A 15,858-nucleotide genomic window follows, 5' to 3' on the forward strand; every position below is an offset into this window, starting at 1 on the left:
ATGAGCAGGCCGCCTGGCGGCCTGTGCTTGAGGAGAGACATCATGTTTTCGTATTTCCGTAAAACTCTGGGCGCAGCCCTGATCGGGTTGGGGCTTTCGACTGCAAGTCCTGCGCTGTGGGCGCAAAGCGAGGCATCGGCAGCCCTGTCCATGCTGCCCGTGGCTTCGGTTGCCAGCGCCGCGGGCGGCGCCTCGGCAGCTGCCGGGGTGGCGGTGAGCATTCCCGTGGCCCTGTCTGTCGGCGGGGTCATGCTCACGATCAAGGTGGTCGAGGCCTCGGCCACGGGCACGGTGTATTTGCTGGAGCGGGTCTCGGATGGTGCCCAGGCAAGCATCAAGGTGGCCGGCAATGGTTTGTCGGCCGTGGCCCACGGGGTGGGCACCATGGTCGAGTGCAGCGTCATCGGTGCCGGCGTGGTGTTGTCCGTGGCAGGTGAGGTTCTGGCCTTTGTACCCAATACCCTGGGGCAGGCCTTGTTGCACAACGAGCGTCTGTGAGGGCCCGCATGAACAAGATGATTGCCGCCATGGCATGCGCTGCGGCCATGCTGGCCTCTGCTGGCGCCCACGCAGGGCGCTCCTGCGAGCAGCGCAGCCTGACGCCCGAGGTGCTCAAAAAATCCCTGAATCTGGCCGAGAAAACGGCCAAGGTGCTCGATGCCAGCGGTGCCAGGCTGGTGTTGCTGGGGCGTGCGGGCCAGGATCTGTCCAAATACGGCCTCAAGTACTCGCACCTGGGCTGGGCTTATAAAACCCCGGAGGGGCCGTGGCGCGTGGCGCACAAGCTCAATGAATGCGGCACGGCGGGAGGGCATGTGTACCGTCAGGGGCTGGGCGAATTCTTCCTCGACGACTTATGGCGCTACGAGGCCGTCTACCAGACTCCTTCTCCCGAGGTCCAGCAGGTGCTGTGGGACTTTCTGAACCAGCCGCAGAATGTGCTCAGAATGCAGCACGAGCCCTACAGCATGGTCAGCTATGCCTGGGGCCAGCGTTACCAGCAGTCCAACCAGTGGGCCCTGGAGACTCTGGCTGCGGCCATGGAGTCCAGGACCGTGATGCGCCGCGACCAGGCTCAGGCATGGCTGGGCTTCAAGGGCTATGAGCCCAGTGTGCTCACGATTCGTGCGCTCACCCGCCTTGGCGGGCGCATGACGGCAGCGAATATCGCCTTTGACGACCACCCCAACGACAAGCGCTATGCCAGCCGCATAGAAACCGTGACCGTCGATTCGGTGATCCGCTGGATGCAGCGCAGCCAGCTGGCCGGCGAAGCGCGCCTGATCCACTGATCCGGCGTCCATGACCGCCGCGTAACGCAGACAGGCGGCGGGATCTGGCCTGCCATTGCAGGATTCATCGCTGCAATGGCTTTCGATGAGCCGTGATACACCAGGGCTTGCATTTCGCACTCATGGCTGGCGGCCCACTCCATGGAGCCGGGTCGCCAGCCATTTTCCCGTTGATGCCGGTTTGCTGCCCTTGTTTGGCGAGGAGCCTATGCCCAGCTTGGAGAAGGATGTTGGAGAGGATGCCGAAGGAGCCGAAGCCCGAGGAAGCCGTGGCCGTCGCCTGCCGCTGAGTGCTCCGCTTTGGGGCTCGCTGGCGGGAGCGTTGCTGCTGCTGGCCCAGCTTGCGGTACAGGGGGCGGACCATGTACGGGTCGTGCTCTGCTACTTGCTGCTTTCGGGCGGAGGCGGGCTGGTGTGGGCCTGGTGGGGCCACAAGCAAGGCCTGGGGTGGACGGCGACATGGCGCGGTCATGGGCTGATCCAGTGTGTGACGGCCTTGCCGCTGGTGCTGCTGCCCCAGATGAGCTGGCTGGCTGTCGGCCTGTGGCTTGCAGGCACGGCCTGGCTGCCCTGGGATGTGCGCCGGGAGCAGCCCTGGTATCTGCCCGCCTGGCTAGGGGGGCTGCTGGTGCTCATGGCCATGGCGCTGCTGCTGGCGCTGAATCTGGGCGTATCCGCAGCCCCTCCTGCGGCCAGCGGCGGGCGCAATCTGTGGCTGGCCGCTGCGTTCTTGCCCGTGCTGGCCCATGTGCTCGCAGCCAGGCTGGCAGGAGAGGCCAGCCGCCAGCACTTCGATCAGGAGCTGGTGCAACTGTCCGCTTACTGCGAGCAAATGATCAAGGACGTGCAGCAGTTGCAGCAGCAGGTCGGGGGCTTGCGTCAGATGTCTTCGGGAGAGCGCGATGCGCTCACCGGCGTCAGCAGCTTTATCCGGATCATGGAGGCCGTGGATGCTCTGCGCGAGCGCCATGCTCGCAAGCGCGAGGAGTTCTGCGTGGTTTTGCTGGCGCTTGATCCCTTGGAGCCGCCTGCGCCCATGGCTGAGCCTGTGGGCAAGGGGCCATCGCTGCAGGAGCGCATGCTGCTCATGGTCAGTGGCCTGCTGGTCACGCAATTGCGTGAAGTCGATGAGGTGGGTCGCTATCGGGACGATATTTTCATGCTGGTGTTGCCTGACACGCTTGCGGAGCAGGCCGTTCCGGCCCTGCACAGGCTGCGCCAGGCCGTGAGCCAAAAGCATTGGGCGCTGAGTCCGACCTCGGCGGAGTTCGAGGCCAAGCAGCCCCTGACCCTGACGATTGCAGTGGCAGAGTATGTGAGTGGAGAAACCTCGGAATACCTGGTGCAGCGCACCTATGTAGCGCTGCAGCGGGCCCATGCCATGGGGCGCGATCAGATCGTGCTCGCGGAGGACTCCATGCCCCCCGGCCCAGGCGCTATGTAGGCGGTGGCCCCGCGCCGCCTCTTCAGACCCCGCGTGCGCGCTCGTTCTTGAAGCGCGCGCGGAATTCGGCAAACGAGCCTGCATCCAGCGCATCGCGCACTTCCTGCATCAGGTTCAGGTAGTAGTGCAGGTTGTGGATGGTGGTCAGCATCGGGCCCAGCATTTCGCCGCAGCGATCCAGATGGTGCAGATAGGCGCGCGAAAAGCCCTCGCGTCCGCCCTGGTCCCAGCTCACGCCGCTGCTGCCTGCGCAGGCGTGGCAGGTGCAGGTGGTGTCCAGCGGCTGGTGGTCGCTCTTGTGGCGTGCATTGCGGATCTTGAGGTCGCCATAGCGCGTGAAGATGGTGCCGTTGCGCGCATTGCGCGTGGGCATCACGCAGTCGAACATGTCCACGCCGTCGGCCACGCCCTGTACCAGATCCTCGGGCGTGCCCACGCCCATCAGATAGCGCGGCTTGTGGGCCGGCAGCAGATGCGGTGTGTGGGCCATGATCTCCAGCATCTCGTCCTTGGGCTCGCCCACGGAGACACCGCCCACGGCATAGCCGGGAAAATCCATCTCCACCAGCGCCTGCAGGGATTCCTCGCGCAGATTCAGGAACATGCCGCCCTGCACGATGCCGAACAGCGCATTGGGGTTGCCCAGGCGCTCGAACTCGTCCTTGGAGCGCTTGGCCCAGCGGCGGCTCATTTCCATGCTCTTGCGCGCCTCGGCCTCGGTGGTCTTCTTGCCGTTGGTTTCATACGGCGTGCACTCGTCGAGCTGCATCACGATGTCCGAGTTCAGCGTCGTCTGGATCTGCATGCTGACCTCGGGCGACATGAACAGCTTGTCGCCGTTCACGGGGCTCTGGAAATGCACGCCTTCCTCGGTGATCTTGCGCATGGATCCCAGGCTCCAGACCTGGAAGCCGCCCGAGTCGGTGAGGATGGGCTTGTCCCATTTCTCAAAGCCGTGCAGGCCGCCAAAGCTCTGCATGATGTCCAGGCCCGGTCGCATCCACAGGTGAAAGGTATTGCCCAGAATGATTTGCGCGCCCATCTCCTGCAGGCTGCGCGGCATCACGCCCTTGACGGTGCCATAGGTGCCCACGGGCATGAAGATCGGGGTCTGGACTTCGCCGTGGTTGAGGGTGAGCTTGCCCCGGCGTGCATGGCTGGTCGGATCGGTCTTGAGCAGGTCAAATTGCAGCATAGGCGTGCATTGTCCTAGAAAAACAAGAGCCCCCTGGGCCGTCTTCGGCAGCTCCCCCGGGTGTGGCCGCCTCTGCCTCTTCCAGGGCTTCATGGCATCTACACTGGAGTGCATCGTCAGACTAGGAGAAATCGCCATGCTGAAAATTTTGATTGCCGTGGATGGCTCCAGCCCTTCGCTGGATGCTGCACGCCATGCCATCCTGCTCGCGCAGCAGGGCTTGAAAGCCCATTTCGTGCTGGCCCATGTGCAGCAAGAGGCGTCCTTGCTGGAGCTGGCCACCCAGGGGGCCGATCTGATCGCCGCCGCCAGCCTGGAGGCCGGCAAGCACCTGGTGGCCGAGGCCGAGAATCTGATCCGGGCGGCAGGCCTGTCCTACGAGGTCGAGATCGAGCTTGGCGAGGCTGCGGGCAAGCTCGTCGAGATCGCCGAGCGCATGCAGTGCCAGCAAATCATCATCGGCGCCCTGGGGCGCAGCGGCCTGCGCTCCGTGCTCATAGGCTCGGTGTCGCGTGAGGTGGCGCGCAAGAGCCGTTTGCCGGTGACCATCGTCAAGCATGCGGATGCGTCGGACGAAGCCTCGGCCCAGAACCAGGAGCCTGCCGAGGAAGACTTCAACTGAAAGGCGCTTACTCCTGATTTAGAGCGTGTTCACGATCTCTACGCAGGCGCGTTGGAGCGCAATCGGGATGAGTTCGAGTCGATGGGCCGCAGCTTGCACCGGGGTGCAAGCAAGGGCCAGTGGCCAGTCAGGCGGCGCGGCGCTGATCGGGGGTGGCGCGTGCCTGCAGCTTGCCATGGGGCAGGCTGGCCAGGCGGGCCAGCATCCGGCAGCAGTAACCGCGGATGCGCAGGCATTTGTTGATCTCATCTTCGGGCAGCGGGCCCGAGACGACGACCAGACGGTCGGCCGAATCCCAGTCGCCGGCGGCGCGCAGCCGGCGCCTGGTCCCCAGGGCCCAGGAGTGGATGCGTGCGGGCTGGCCGTGCTGGTGGATCTGCCCCGTGTCCTGGTCGAAGGCAATCGCAACCAGGCAGGTCTTGAGCCGGAAGCGCCGCTCTCCGGTGACGCTGCTGGGCTGGTCCCGCAGGTCGTACAGGTAATAGTGTCCGGCCTTGAGCTGGTAGCGCAGATGCTGTGATTCCATGATCCTGGCCCTCCGGGGCGACTGGCTGCAGGCCCCGATGCTAAACAGGATCCATGGTGTGCTCCATAGGGTCTCTATGCAGGCAGCCTGGGTTTTGGGGCGCATGCGCGGCCCCCGGCTGGTCTAGGGCTGGCCCCAGTCGCGCAGCCGCCGGTACAGCAGGCCGCGCGATACGCCTAGCATGCGCGCGGCCTGGGAGATATTGCCCTGGCACTGGGCCAGGGCCTGCTCGATCAGGCCCCGGCTGGCCTCGCCCAGCGAGGGCGGGGGGCTGTTATGTGCCGGTGCGGCATCGGCGGGTCTGGCGTCGGGCACGGCCGCGACGGGCGCTGTACCCTGCTCGTGCAGCGAGGCCTGCAGCCACAGCGTCAGCCCGGACGGCAATCTGTGAGGGCGTGCCTGGCCATGGTGGGCCAGGTCGAGCAGCAGGGGCAGGCCCAGGCCCAGCACCTGCTCGGCATCCAGGCCATGCTCGGGCCAGCGTGGGCTGGCCAGCAACTGGGCGCCCGTGCCGTTGAACCAGCGCACCAAGCCTTGCTCATCGACGGCTGCAAGTCCTTCCAGAGGAGTGCCGAACATGTTCGGGCTGGATTGAAAGCGCAGCAGCAAATGCCTGCTGGCAGCGCCCATGAGCAGGCGGTTCTCTATGGAGGTGGCGTACATGTGGGCCATGGCACCCGCGTCAAAGCGAAACGGCCCGGCTTCGCTGCTGAGATCGAGCATGGCTACGGTGCGTCCCTGGGTGTCGCGTATCGGGGCTGCCGTGCAGTGCAAGGGCGCAAGACAGTGGAAGAAGTGTTCGCCTCCGCGTATGTGGCAGACCTCGCCCGTGCTTGCCGTGACGCCGGGCGCGCCCGTGCCCACAGTGTCCTCGGCGACCTTCACGCCCACGCGGGCCACGCAGTCCAGCAGGGGCGCATGGCCGCTGGTGGGGCGCGAGGCCAGCAGCACCACGCCATCGCTGCAGGTCAGCATGGCGCGTACCTGGCTGCCGGCGATCACGGTTTCGAGCTCGGCAATCGGTGCCTTGGCCGCTTCGAGCAAGGCCTTGTTGTGGGTCAGCAAGGTGGCGATGCGGATCTTGCTGACTGGGTCGAAGCAGATCTTTTCATCGGGGCTGCGCTGGGCGCTCAGGCAGCGTATCCAGGATTGCAGCACGGGCTCGGAGACCAGGCCGGAGGGGCGCTCGCCATGCTCGAAATAGCGTTCGCGGGCCAGGGCCACGCGGTCCTGGCGCGTGACGTAGAAGGGGTTGGCCGGCAAGTGGGCGGAGAAGGCGGCAGGCATGACTCGGATCAATAAGGCCAGGGGATTGTCGGTCCGCTGCCGCCGCCTCCAGTACTAGGGAAATCTCCTGGGTGGGACTCTGGGGCGCGCCAGCGTTCCGCTCCGGTCCAGGCACTGTTCCGAGCCGGCACAGATAGGGCCGAGGGTATGTACGAGTGTTGAGAGCGCAAAGGCTTTTTTCTATGGTTGCGCTCACGAGTCCGGGTCATGTCCTCCGGCCTCATCCAGGCTTTACCAGACCGTTCAGGAGACAAGAATGAAATCCCACACCACCTCGGCCGCGCTGCTGGCCGGCATGCTGCTGGCCTTGCCAGGCATTACCTGGGCCCAGGCCAAGGGCTCGCCCGAGCATGTGCGCGCAGTCACGGCAGGCGTGGATGCGCAAGGCATCCTCGACAACGCACGCACCGGCAAAAACTGGCTCAGTCATGGCCAGGACTATGGCGAGACGCGCTTTTCCCGGCTCAAGCAGATCGATACCCGCAATGTGCAAAAGCTGGGCCTGGCCTGGTCCTACGATCTGGAGTCCACGCGCGGCGTCGAGGCCACGCCTTTGGTCGTGGACGGCATCATGTATGTGAGCGCGAGCTGGAGCGTGGTGCATGCCATCGACGTGCGCAGCGGCAAACGGCTGTGGAGCTTCGATCCCGGCGTGGACCGGGCCAACGGCTTTAAGGGCTGCTGCGATGTGGTCAACCGCGGCGTGGCCGTCTACAAGGGCAAGGTGTATGTGGGCGCTTTTGACGGCCGGCTGATCGCCCTGAATGCGGCCACGGGCAGCAAGGTCTGGGAAAAGGACACCGTGATCGACCACAAGCGCTCCTACACGATTACGGGCGCTCCGCGCGTCATCAAGGGCAAGGTGGTGATCGGCAACGGCGGCGCCGAATACGGCGTGCGCGGCTATGTGACGGCCTATGACGCCGAGAGCGGCGAGCAGAAATGGCGCTGGTTCACCGTGCCGGGCGACCCGTCCCAGCCCTTCGAGAACGAGGCCATGGAGCGCGCGGCCAAGACCTGGGATCCGGCCGGCAAATGGTGGGAGAGCGGCGGCGGCGGCACGGCCTGGGACTCCATGGCTTACGACCCCGAGCTCAACCTGATGTACATAGGCACGGGCAACGGCTCGCCCTGGGCGCGCAGCAAGCGCAGCCCGGCCGGGGGGGACAACCTCTATCTGGCCAGCATCGTCGCGCTCAACCCCGATACCGGCGAATACGTGTGGCACTACCAGGAGACGCCCGGCGACAGCTGGGACTTCACCTCCACCCAGCCCATGATCCTGGCCGACCTCAAGATCGGCGGCAAGCAGCGCAAGGTGATTCTGCATGCGCCCAAGAACGGCTTTTTCTTCGTCGTGGACCGCACGAATGGCGAATTCATCTCGGCCAAGAACTTTGTCGACGTGAACTGGGCCACGGGCTACGACAGCAAGGGCCGGCCTATCGAGACCCCGATTGCGCGCAGCGGCGACCGGGCACGCGACATCATTCCCAGCCCGTTTGGCGGGCACAACTGGCATTCCATGTCCTTCAATCCACAGACGGGGCTGGTCTATCTGCCGGCCCAGCATGTGCCCCTGACCCTGCAGGACAACCAGAACTGGAAGCTCAATGCCGGCAGCCAGCCCGAGCCCCATAGCAACATCGGCTGGAACATTGCCACGCTGATCAACATGGAGCCCGCCAAGAGCAAGCCTTTCGGGCGCCTGATCGCCTGGGACCCGGTGGCCCAGAAGGAGCGCTGGCGCGTGGAGCAGGTCTCGCCCTGGAATGGCGGCACCCTGAGCACGGCCGGCAACCTGGTGTTCCAGGGCACGGCGGACGGGCGCTTTGCGGCCTACGATGCGCGCAACGGCAAGAAGCTCTGGGAAAAGCCCACGGGCACGGGCGTGGTGGCGGCGCCCATCACCTACGAGGTCGATGGCCGGCAGTATGTGTCCATCGCCGTGGGCTGGGGCGGCGTCTACGGCCTGGCCGCACGTCACACGGAGCGCAAGGGGCCGGGCACGGTCTACACCTTTGTGCTCGATGGCAAGGCCAAGCCCCCGGCCTTCGTCGACTACCAACTGGGCAAGCTGGTACAGGGCGTGCCCTACGACAAGAGCCAGGTGGCCGAGGGCACGGCGCTCTATGTGAGCAATTGCGCGTTCTGCCATGGCGTGCCCGGCGTGGACCGTGGCGGCAACCTGCCCAATCTGGCCTATCTGGACAAGGCCTACATAGAGCACCTGGACAAGTTCATCTTCAAGGGGCCGGCCATGGCGCGCGGCATGCCCGACTTCACGGGCAAGCTCAGCATGGATGACGTGGAGAAGATCAAGGCCTTCATCCAGGGCACGGCCGACGCCATACGCCCTCAATAAACCCCGCCAGCTTTCCAGGCCCGTGCTCAGGCCCGGCTGCATGCAGCCGGGCCGGGGCCGGCCTGCGCCCCACCCAAGACAAAAAGGAGACTTCCATGCCCATCCGAACCTCACCTGGACAAGCGCTGGCTGCGGCCTGCGCCCTGTGCGCAACCCTGCTCTGCGGCCCGGCCCGCGCGGTGGACATCGATGCCGGCGACTACACGGCCCTGCCTGCGGGCACCACCCTGGGCATGGTCTATTACCAGCACGCCACGCGCGACAAGCTGTATGCGGATGGCGAGAAGGTCGCGGTGCGGCCCAGGCTCAGCTCGGACATCGGCATTGTGCGCGGCGTGCACTTCATGCGGCTGGGCGACTATGTGATCGATCCGCAGTTTCTGCTGCCCTTCGGGCGGCTGTCGGCATCGCGCGACATCGCGGCCCTGGGCAGCAACAGCGGTGTGGGCGATCTGACGCTGGCCGCCACGCTCTGGCTGACCGAGCCCGGCGACAAGGAGCATCTGGGCATCACGCCCTTCATCTGGCTGCCCACGGGCCAGTATGAGCGCAGCAACTCCCTGAATCTGGGAGAGAACCGCTGGAAGGCGGCGCTGCAGGTGGGCTGGATCAAGCCGCTGGGCTCCAGGCTGACCATGGACCTGGCGGCCGATGTGACGGTGTTCGGCAAGAATGACGACTTCGGCCCCGGCGGCGCCACGCTCAAGCAAAAGCCGCAGTTCCAGTTCCAGGGGCTGTGGCGCTATCACCTGTCCGATGCCTCCGATCTGCGCCTGGGCCTGTCCTACCTGAACGGCGGCGAGACCCGGGTCAACGGACAGGACCAGAGCGACCGCCAGGCCGCGACCAAGATCTCCCTGGGCACCGGGGTGTTCGTCACGCCCAAGACCCAGCTCGTGGCCACCGTGGGGCGCGATCTGCATGTGCGCCAGGGCTTCAAGGAAAATGCGCGCATCAATCTGCGGCTGCTCCAGGTTTTTTAAACAAAGAAACAATAGCTGCAAGCGCCTTCTACAGCTTGATTTCAGATATGAAAGTGCCTGAAATCGTTTGTATGCAGGCGCTGCAAGCTATCAAAAATCAAGCAGACTCAGGCCCACGGAGAACATGGTGCGTTTGAAGTTGTAGTCCACCAGGCTGTCGCCATAGCCGCTGAACAGCTGCACATGCAGGCGCAGATTGCTCTTGCCGCCGTTCCAGCCTTCGCCCAGGGTGCGGAACCATTCGATCCGGCCCGAGCCCCGGCCCTTGCCCAGGGAGGCGCGCGCGGTCAGCGCCAGGTGGTGGCGCTCGTTCACGTTCCAGCCCAGGCGGACCTCGCCACGGCCGATGTAGTCCTGAATGCCCGGGTTGTCGTCCTTGTCGCCTCTTTCGCTGATGCGGTGCCAGGCCTTGAGGTGGAACTGCCAGCGGTTGTCGAGCTCGGCACCGGTCATCACATACCAGCGGTTCCAGCTGCGCGACAGCGGATCGCTCTGGCCGTTGGACTGGTGGACCAGGCCTACGCCGCTGTAGCGCCAGCGCCAGCCAAACGGCAGCGGGGCATCCGTGGGGTAGACGTAGAACACCTCGGGCTCATGGTCGGTGTTGCGAAACGGCCGTGAGAGGCCGGGGTTGAACAGCTGCCAGTAGGACTGCTGGGTGTAGCCGAACCACAGCGAGTCCTTGCCGCTGGAGGTGGGGCCGGTGAGCATGCCCTGGGCGATCTTGGTGCGCGCCGACAGGTGCAGGCGCATCTCGTTCTTCTGGTAGTCCTCCTCGGCCGGCGCGCCGCGCGTGGGCGAGTACGGCTGCTGGTTGATGCGGCTGCTGGTGACCACGGAGACCGACATCGGCCGGTAGCCGCGAAAGCTGAAGGTGCCGCAGTCGCTGCCGGGCTCCAGCTCGAAATAGCGCGAGACCTCGCTGTAGCGCGGATCCCGGCAGCCGCCGTTGGTGGGCGTGGCCGGCAGGGCCAGACCCTGGCCGGCGTCGGCGGTCACCACGGGCTCGGGCAGGGGCAGGTTCCGGGCCTCGGCATCGGCATTGGCCAGTGCGCTGGCGGCGGGTGCATTCCAGCCCGAGGCCGGCGGCGGCGTCAGCGGCTGCTGTTGCTGGGCCCAGGTGTCGAAGCAGGCCAGGCGCGCCTGGTTGTCCGTGGTGGCCGCGCACTGGCGCCAGGTGTCGGCATCCACGGTCTGGGCCTGCAGCAGTCCGGGCGCGGCCGACAGGCCCAGGCCCAGCAGGGGGCATAGAAGAAAAAAGCGATCCAGCGGTGTGCGGGGGCTCGTGCTCATGAGTGCTGTCCTGTGCATGATTGGATTCAGGGCGCAAGCTTGCGCAAAACAAAGGGGCGTGCAGGGCGGTCTTCGCCTTCGAGAAACTCGCCCCGGATCTCGCGGCCGCAGCTGCCTTCGACGACCTGGCCGAACCAGGTGGCGCTGATGCGCTGGCCGTCGCGGCTTTCTTCCAGGGTCACCGTTCCATCGTCGACATCGCCGGCCATTTGAGGGCTTTGTTGCTCGCTTTTGCGTTCGATACGGCCCTTGACCATTGCTTTCCATTCGGGATGGGGGCCGAGTGTGATCAGGACGCGCTCGCCGCTGTCCTGCAGCCGGCCTTCCCAGCGGCCCTGGAGCTGGGCATCGTCCATCTCCTCGGGGCAGGAAGGGGCCGGCTCCGCTGCGAGAGCGGGTCCGCACAAGAAGGCCAGGGCGGCCAGGGCCGGGAACACAAGGCGGCAGATCAGGGCATGCAGGCGCATGGAAGACTCTTTCTCTTTCAGGAAGCGGGGGGCTGCTGGGCCTTGAGCGCGAACTCCTCGCGCAGCTTGCGCAGCTTTTCGCGCGGGTCCTCGCGCGCGGTGGCGGCGTCCAGGCCCATTTCCTTGATGAAGCGGCTGGGCAGGGTGGAGACCATCTCCCGCCCCTTCTTGCGGCGCTTGGTCCAGCTCACGGCCAGGGTCTGGCGCGCGCGCGTGATGCCCACATACATCAGGCGGCGTTCCTCCTGCAGGCGCTGCGCGGTGTCGTCGCTGACTTTCTGCTGGCGGCCGTCGTCGTCATCGAGCTTGAAGGGCAGCATGCCCTCGGTCACGCCGACCAGCATCACATGCGGCCATTCCAGGCCCTTGGAGGCATGCAGCGTGGAGAGCACGACCATGTTCTGCTCTTTCTCTCGCTCGCCGATGGTGGACAGCAGGGCCACGTTCTGCGCCACGTCGAGCAGGCTCTTGATCTCGGTCTGGGTCGTGGTGCCGGCCGCATCCTCGATCTGCCCGCCCGCGCGCTGGGCCATCCAGTCGCAGAACTCCAGCACATTGCTCCAGCGCGCGGCGGCCACGGACTCGCTGTCCTCGCTGTCGTACAGATACTGCTCGTAGCCGATCTCCTGGAGCCATTCGAGCAAGAAGGCGCGCGCCTGCTCGAAGCCCAGCGTGTGGCGCGCACGGTATTCGAGGTCGTTGATGTAGCGGCCGAACTCCAGCAGGGATTCATGCGCCTTCTTGGGCAGAACGGCCTCCAGCATGTGGCTGAACAGCGCGCCGAACATGGACAGCTTGTGCTGGGACGAGAACTCGCCGAGCTTGCCCAGCGTGGTGTGGCCTATGCCGCGCCTGGGCGTGCCTATGGAGCGCAAGAACGCGGGGTCATCGTCGTTGTTGACCCACAGCCGGAACCAGGCGCACAGGTCCTTGATTTCGGCGCGGTCGAAAAAGCTCTGCCCGCCCGAGACCTTGTAGGGGATGTTGGCCTTGCGCAAGGCCTTCTCGAAGGGCTTGGCCTGGTGGTTGGCGCGGTAGAGCACCGCAAAGTCCTTCCACTCGGGCGGCGGGTTCATGGCCGCGCGCAGGCCCTGGATGCGGGCCACGGCGCGCTCGGCCTCATGCTCCTCGGTGTCGCAGTCCACGATGCGCACGGGCTCGCCCTCGCCCAGCTCCGAGAACAGGGTCTTGGGAAACAGTTTGGGGTTGGGCTGGATCACGTTGTTGGCCGCGCGCAGGATGGCCGAGGTGGAGCGGTAGTTCTGCTCCAGCTTGATGATCTTGAGCTGGGGAAAATCCAGGGGCAGCTTCTTGAGGTTTTCCAGCGTGGCGCCGCGCCAGCCGTAGATGCTCTGGTCGTCGTCGCCCACGGCCGTGAAGCGCGCGCGCTCGCCGACCAGGAACTTCAGCAGCTCGTACTGGGTGGCATTCGTGTCCTGGTATTCGTCCACCAGCACATGGCCGAGCACGCGCTGCCATTTCTCGCGCACCTCGGCATGGTTGCGCAGCAAGCGCATGGGCATGCCGATCAGGTCGTCGAAGTCCACGCTCTGGTAGGCGGTGAGCCGCTCCTCGTAGCGCTGCATGATCAGCGCGATGGAGCGCTCGTTGTCGTCCTGGGCCATGGCCAGGGCCTTGCGGCTGTCCCAGCCCGCGTTCTTCCAGTTGCTGATCGTCCACTGCCACTGGCGCGCCGTGGCCAGGTCGGTGGTGCCGCCCGAGCAGTCCTTCAGGATGCCGGTCACATCGTCGGCGTCGAGGATGCTGAACTGGGGCTTGAGCCCCAGCACATGACCGTCCTCGCGCACCATGCGCACGCCCAGCGCGTGGAAGGTGCAGACCAGCACCTCCTTGGCCTGGCGGCCGATGAGGCCGGCTGCGCGCTCGCGCATTTCGGCGGCCGCCTTGTTGGTAAAGGTGATGGCCGCGATGCGCCTGGGCGCGAGCCCGGTCTCTATGAGGCGGGCGATCTTGTGCGTGATCACGCGCGTCTTGCCCGAGCCCGCGCCTGCCAGAACCAGGCAGGGGCCTTCGGTGTAGTGAACGGCCTGAAGCTGGGCCAGATTGAGTCCTGCGGACATGGATGGGGGAGAGTGCGTGCAAACCTGGAAAAACGGGCGAAGCATAGCGCTTTACGCAGCTTCGCTTGTGTCAAAGCCTTGTAAAAAGCTCTTATGGGAGGACTTCAGCAGTCCGGATCACATCTTGCAAACAAGCGTTCTGTTGAAAAGCGGCCATCTCAGAAATGTCAAAAATAGAGCGGGCGAAAAAGGAAATCGGACTGGCGATGGAGCTGGGCTCCTCTGCATTGCAGCAGAGGTTCGAGACCCTGTTCTCCGTCGCTGCCCGCAAATCCCTGCAAGGCTGGCGTCACGTCTCTGTGATGCAGGCCCAGGTGTTGGTGGTCGATGGCGAGCAGCCCGGCGACGAGGCGGCCGTCTGGACGCCCTGCGTAGTGTATGTGGGGGGGCAACCCCAGGCCCTGCACCTGGGCAGTTCGCCACAGCGCTGGGCCACGCGGCTGGATGCCGACTTTACCCTGGCCGACCTCATCGACATGCTGGACCGGGCCGGGGTGTTCATCATGCAGTGGTCGCAGCGCCAGCAGATCGCGGCCCAGCAGTCCTTGACCAGGGCCCTGGCCGATCTGGAGGGCAAGGGGCTGGACTGCTCCTACCACTTTCATCTCAAGGCCTGGGTTGCCTTGCCTGCGCCCTGGAATCAGGTGCAGGGCTTGCGCGCCCTGGCCGTCCTGAGCCGCAAGGCGGTGGATGTGCGCTCGCTGTGCACGCATAGCGGGCTGGAGGTTGCCGAGCTTGCCCAGTTGCTGGCCCACCCTGGGCTGCGCAGTGCTCTGGTTTGCAGTTGGCGACCAGCCGATGCGATGAAGGCCGCCGGCCGGGCACCTGCGGCCCGGTTTTCCGGGCAATGGGTGCGCAGGCTGGCGGGCTGGGTCGCGCGAGGAGGACGGACATGACGGGACAGGCCATGAGTGGGTTGGCAGGAAATTTGACGCGCATCAGCCTGATAGGCCCCATGGGCATAGGCAAGACCACGGCCATGCGCTCGCTGTGCGGCGAGCTCATGGCGTCCACGGACGTTCCCAATCTGGATCGCTCGGCCCATGCGAAGGCGTTCACCACGGTGGGCGCGGAGTTCGGCGAGATCGACCTGGGAGGCGGCGAGCGTTTGCAGCTCGTGGGCAGCCCCGGGCAGGACCGCTTCGACTTCGTGCGCCAGTGGGTGCTGGCGGGCAGCGTCGGCGTGCTGCTGATGCTGGATCTCAACCAGGCATCGGCTCTCGACTATGCACAGCAGTCGCTGGCTGCGATGGCCCGGCTGGAACGGCCGCCCACGGCCATTGCGCTGAGCTGCCGTGATTGCAGTGCCCAGCAGCAGCAGGATTTCAGCGCGGCCTTGACCGCGCAGGGGCATGGCGTCCTGCCCCTGGTGCCCGCAGATCCCCGCGAGCGCGCCCAACTGCTGGATGCGCTGGACGTGCTTGTTTCCCTGCTTCTTTTGCAGAGCCAAGAATGAAGAAACAGACGACTCCTTCAATTCCCGCCAGGCTCATCGAGGCTGGCAAGGCCGAGCTTGCCCGCGTGATCGCGCCGCTGGAGGGCGTGCATGTGGCCTTGCTGTGCACTCCCGATGGCTTCGAGATCGCCTCCCTGCGCGTGAGCAGCGACCTGTCCATGGAGCGGCTGTCGGCCATGGCCGGATCCCTGATCGCCATGGCCATGGCGGTGGCGACCGAGATCGGGCACCGCTCCTGCCGGCGCCTGACCTTCGAGACGGAGCTGGGCACCGTGGTCTTTCAGAGCGTCGGTGGCCACCCGGCCGCGATTCTGTGCATGGTCTTGGACAAAAGCGCCCTGCTGGGGCGCGCGCTATGGGCCGCAGGAGAGGTCGTTGCCGGGCTTCAGAAGAAATAGCTTTTGCAGTGGTAGCCCGGCCCGATGAGGGTTCATGCCGGGTGATTTTTTTGAGAGGGATGGTTTATGGCTTCGATAACTGACTCGTTGAACGCTTTGCTCACGATTGATGGCGCCATGTGCGCGGGACTGGTGGACAGCTCCAGCGGCATGCTGATGGGAAGTGTGGGCTCCGGCCTGGACATGGAGCTTGCGGCCGCAGGCAATACCGAGGTCGTGCGGGCCAAGCTCAAGACCATGCGCATGCTGGCGCTGCACGATTCGCTGGAGGACTTCCTGATTACGCTCGGACACCAGTACCACATCATCCGCCCCGTCGTGGCCCATGACGGCGTGTTTTTCTACCTGGTGCTGGACAAAGACCGCTCCAACCTCGCGCTGGCCCGCCGCAAGGTCCAGGATGTGGAGAAGGAGCTGGCTTTGTAGATCGTGAACCGGCTCTTGGCCTC

16 protein-coding genes are annotated in these 15,858 nt (G+C 65.4%); 10 read left to right on the plus strand and 6 right to left on the minus strand.

What is annotated here, in order from left to right:
* The first annotated feature begins 42 nt into the window (after nt 1–42).
* From G486_RS0111780 to G486_RS22180, 3 genes are all read left to right on the plus strand, one after another.
* Entirely contained in the window at nt 43–498 is a 456-nt protein-coding gene (locus tag G486_RS0111780) for a hypothetical protein (protein ID WP_027015717.1), read from the plus strand.
* A gap of 8 nt (nt 499–506) precedes the next feature.
* Nucleotides 507–1,292, plus strand: a complete 786-nt coding sequence (locus tag G486_RS0111785; protein WP_027015718.1) for a DUF2145 domain-containing protein — start codon at nt 507–509, stop codon at nt 1,290–1,292.
* Between the two features lie 208 nt (nt 1,293–1,500).
* A complete protein-coding gene (locus G486_RS22180) occupies nt 1,501–2,736 on the plus strand; it encodes a diguanylate cyclase (RefSeq protein ID WP_084455234.1) in 1,236 nt (411 codons plus the stop codon).
* 22 nt (nt 2,737–2,758) lie between these two features.
* On the opposite strand, the gene tgt is transcribed toward G486_RS22180, so the two are convergent.
* On the minus strand, nt 2,759–3,931 hold the full coding sequence (gene tgt, locus G486_RS0111795; RefSeq protein WP_027015719.1) for a tRNA guanosine(34) transglycosylase Tgt: 1,173 nt from the start codon (nt 3,929–3,931) through the stop codon (nt 2,759–2,761).
* 136 nt (nt 3,932–4,067) lie between these two features.
* Here tgt and G486_RS0111800 point away from each other — a divergent pair, with 136 nt between their 5' ends.
* Nucleotides 4,068–4,553, plus strand: coding sequence for a universal stress protein (locus G486_RS0111800; RefSeq protein ID WP_027015720.1), 486 nt, complete (start codon nt 4,068–4,070; stop codon nt 4,551–4,553).
* Between the two features lie 127 nt (nt 4,554–4,680).
* On the opposite strand, the gene G486_RS0111805 is transcribed toward G486_RS0111800, so the two are convergent.
* Together G486_RS0111805 and G486_RS0111815 are read right to left on the minus strand one after the other, a co-directional pair.
* Nucleotides 4,681–5,079 carry a hypothetical protein gene (locus G486_RS0111805; protein ID WP_027015721.1) on the minus strand — a complete coding sequence of 133 codons (399 nt, stop codon included), beginning with the start codon at nt 5,077–5,079 and terminating at the stop codon, nt 4,681–4,683.
* Nucleotides 5,080–5,202: 123 nt separating this feature from the next.
* Nucleotides 5,203–6,366: a helix-turn-helix domain-containing protein gene (locus G486_RS0111815; protein WP_027015722.1), complete on the minus strand. Its 1,164-nt coding sequence runs from the start codon at nt 6,364–6,366 to the stop codon at nt 5,203–5,205.
* A 256-nt stretch (nt 6,367–6,622) separates the two neighbouring features.
* On the opposite strand from G486_RS0111815, the gene G486_RS0111820 reads away from it, so the two are divergent.
* Complete coding sequence (locus G486_RS0111820) at nt 6,623–8,731, plus strand: PQQ-dependent dehydrogenase, methanol/ethanol family (RefSeq protein ID WP_027015723.1); 2,109 nt, start codon at nt 6,623–6,625, stop codon at nt 8,729–8,731.
* 95 nt (nt 8,732–8,826) lie between these two features.
* Nucleotides 8,827–9,714 carry a transporter gene (locus tag G486_RS0111825; RefSeq protein WP_027015724.1) on the plus strand — a complete coding sequence of 296 codons (888 nt, stop codon included), beginning with the start codon at nt 8,827–8,829 and terminating at the stop codon, nt 9,712–9,714.
* 90 nt (nt 9,715–9,804) lie between these two features.
* On the opposite strand, the gene G486_RS0111830 is transcribed toward G486_RS0111825, so the two are convergent.
* The 3 genes from G486_RS0111830 to G486_RS0111840 are packed head-to-tail and all read right to left on the minus strand — an operon-like array spanning nt 9,805 to nt 13,555.
* Nucleotides 9,805–11,007, minus strand: a complete 1,203-nt coding sequence (locus G486_RS0111830; protein WP_034387465.1) for a phospholipase A — start codon at nt 11,005–11,007, stop codon at nt 9,805–9,807.
* A 26-nt stretch (nt 11,008–11,033) separates the two neighbouring features.
* A complete protein-coding gene (locus G486_RS0111835) occupies nt 11,034–11,474 on the minus strand; it encodes a hypothetical protein (RefSeq protein WP_245587302.1) in 441 nt (146 codons plus the stop codon).
* A gap of 17 nt (nt 11,475–11,491) precedes the next feature.
* The gene (locus G486_RS0111840) at nt 11,492–13,555 is read right to left on the minus strand and encodes an ATP-dependent helicase (RefSeq protein ID WP_027015727.1); all 2,064 of its coding nucleotides are present in this window, start codon (nt 13,553–13,555) and stop codon (nt 11,492–11,494) included.
* A gap of 164 nt (nt 13,556–13,719) precedes the next feature.
* Here G486_RS0111840 and G486_RS0111845 point away from each other — a divergent pair, with 164 nt between their 5' ends.
* The 4 genes from G486_RS0111845 to G486_RS0111860 all read left to right on the plus strand — a co-directional run bounded on the left by G486_RS0111845 (nt 13,720) and on the right by G486_RS0111860 (nt 15,835).
* On the plus strand, nt 13,720–14,451 hold the full coding sequence (locus G486_RS0111845; protein WP_027015728.1) for a hypothetical protein: 732 nt from the start codon (nt 13,720–13,722) through the stop codon (nt 14,449–14,451).
* Nucleotides 14,448–15,011, plus strand: a complete 564-nt coding sequence (locus tag G486_RS0111850; protein WP_051303457.1) for a GTP-binding protein — start codon at nt 14,448–14,450, stop codon at nt 15,009–15,011. Before G486_RS0111845 ends, G486_RS0111850 begins: the two co-directional genes overlap by 4 nt.
* Entirely contained in the window at nt 15,008–15,409 is a 402-nt protein-coding gene (locus tag G486_RS0111855) for a roadblock/LC7 domain-containing protein (protein WP_027015730.1), read from the plus strand. Before G486_RS0111850 ends, G486_RS0111855 begins: the two co-directional genes overlap by 4 nt.
* Before the next feature lie 66 nt (nt 15,410–15,475).
* Nucleotides 15,476–15,835, plus strand: a complete 360-nt coding sequence (locus tag G486_RS0111860) for a hypothetical protein (protein WP_027015731.1) — start codon at nt 15,476–15,478, stop codon at nt 15,833–15,835.
* Nucleotides 15,836–15,858 lie beyond the last annotated feature (23 nt).

The sequence above is a fragment of the Comamonas composti DSM 21721 genome, assembly GCF_000429845.1.
Classification (GTDB): domain Bacteria; phylum Pseudomonadota; class Gammaproteobacteria; order Burkholderiales; family Burkholderiaceae_C; genus Comamonas; species Comamonas composti.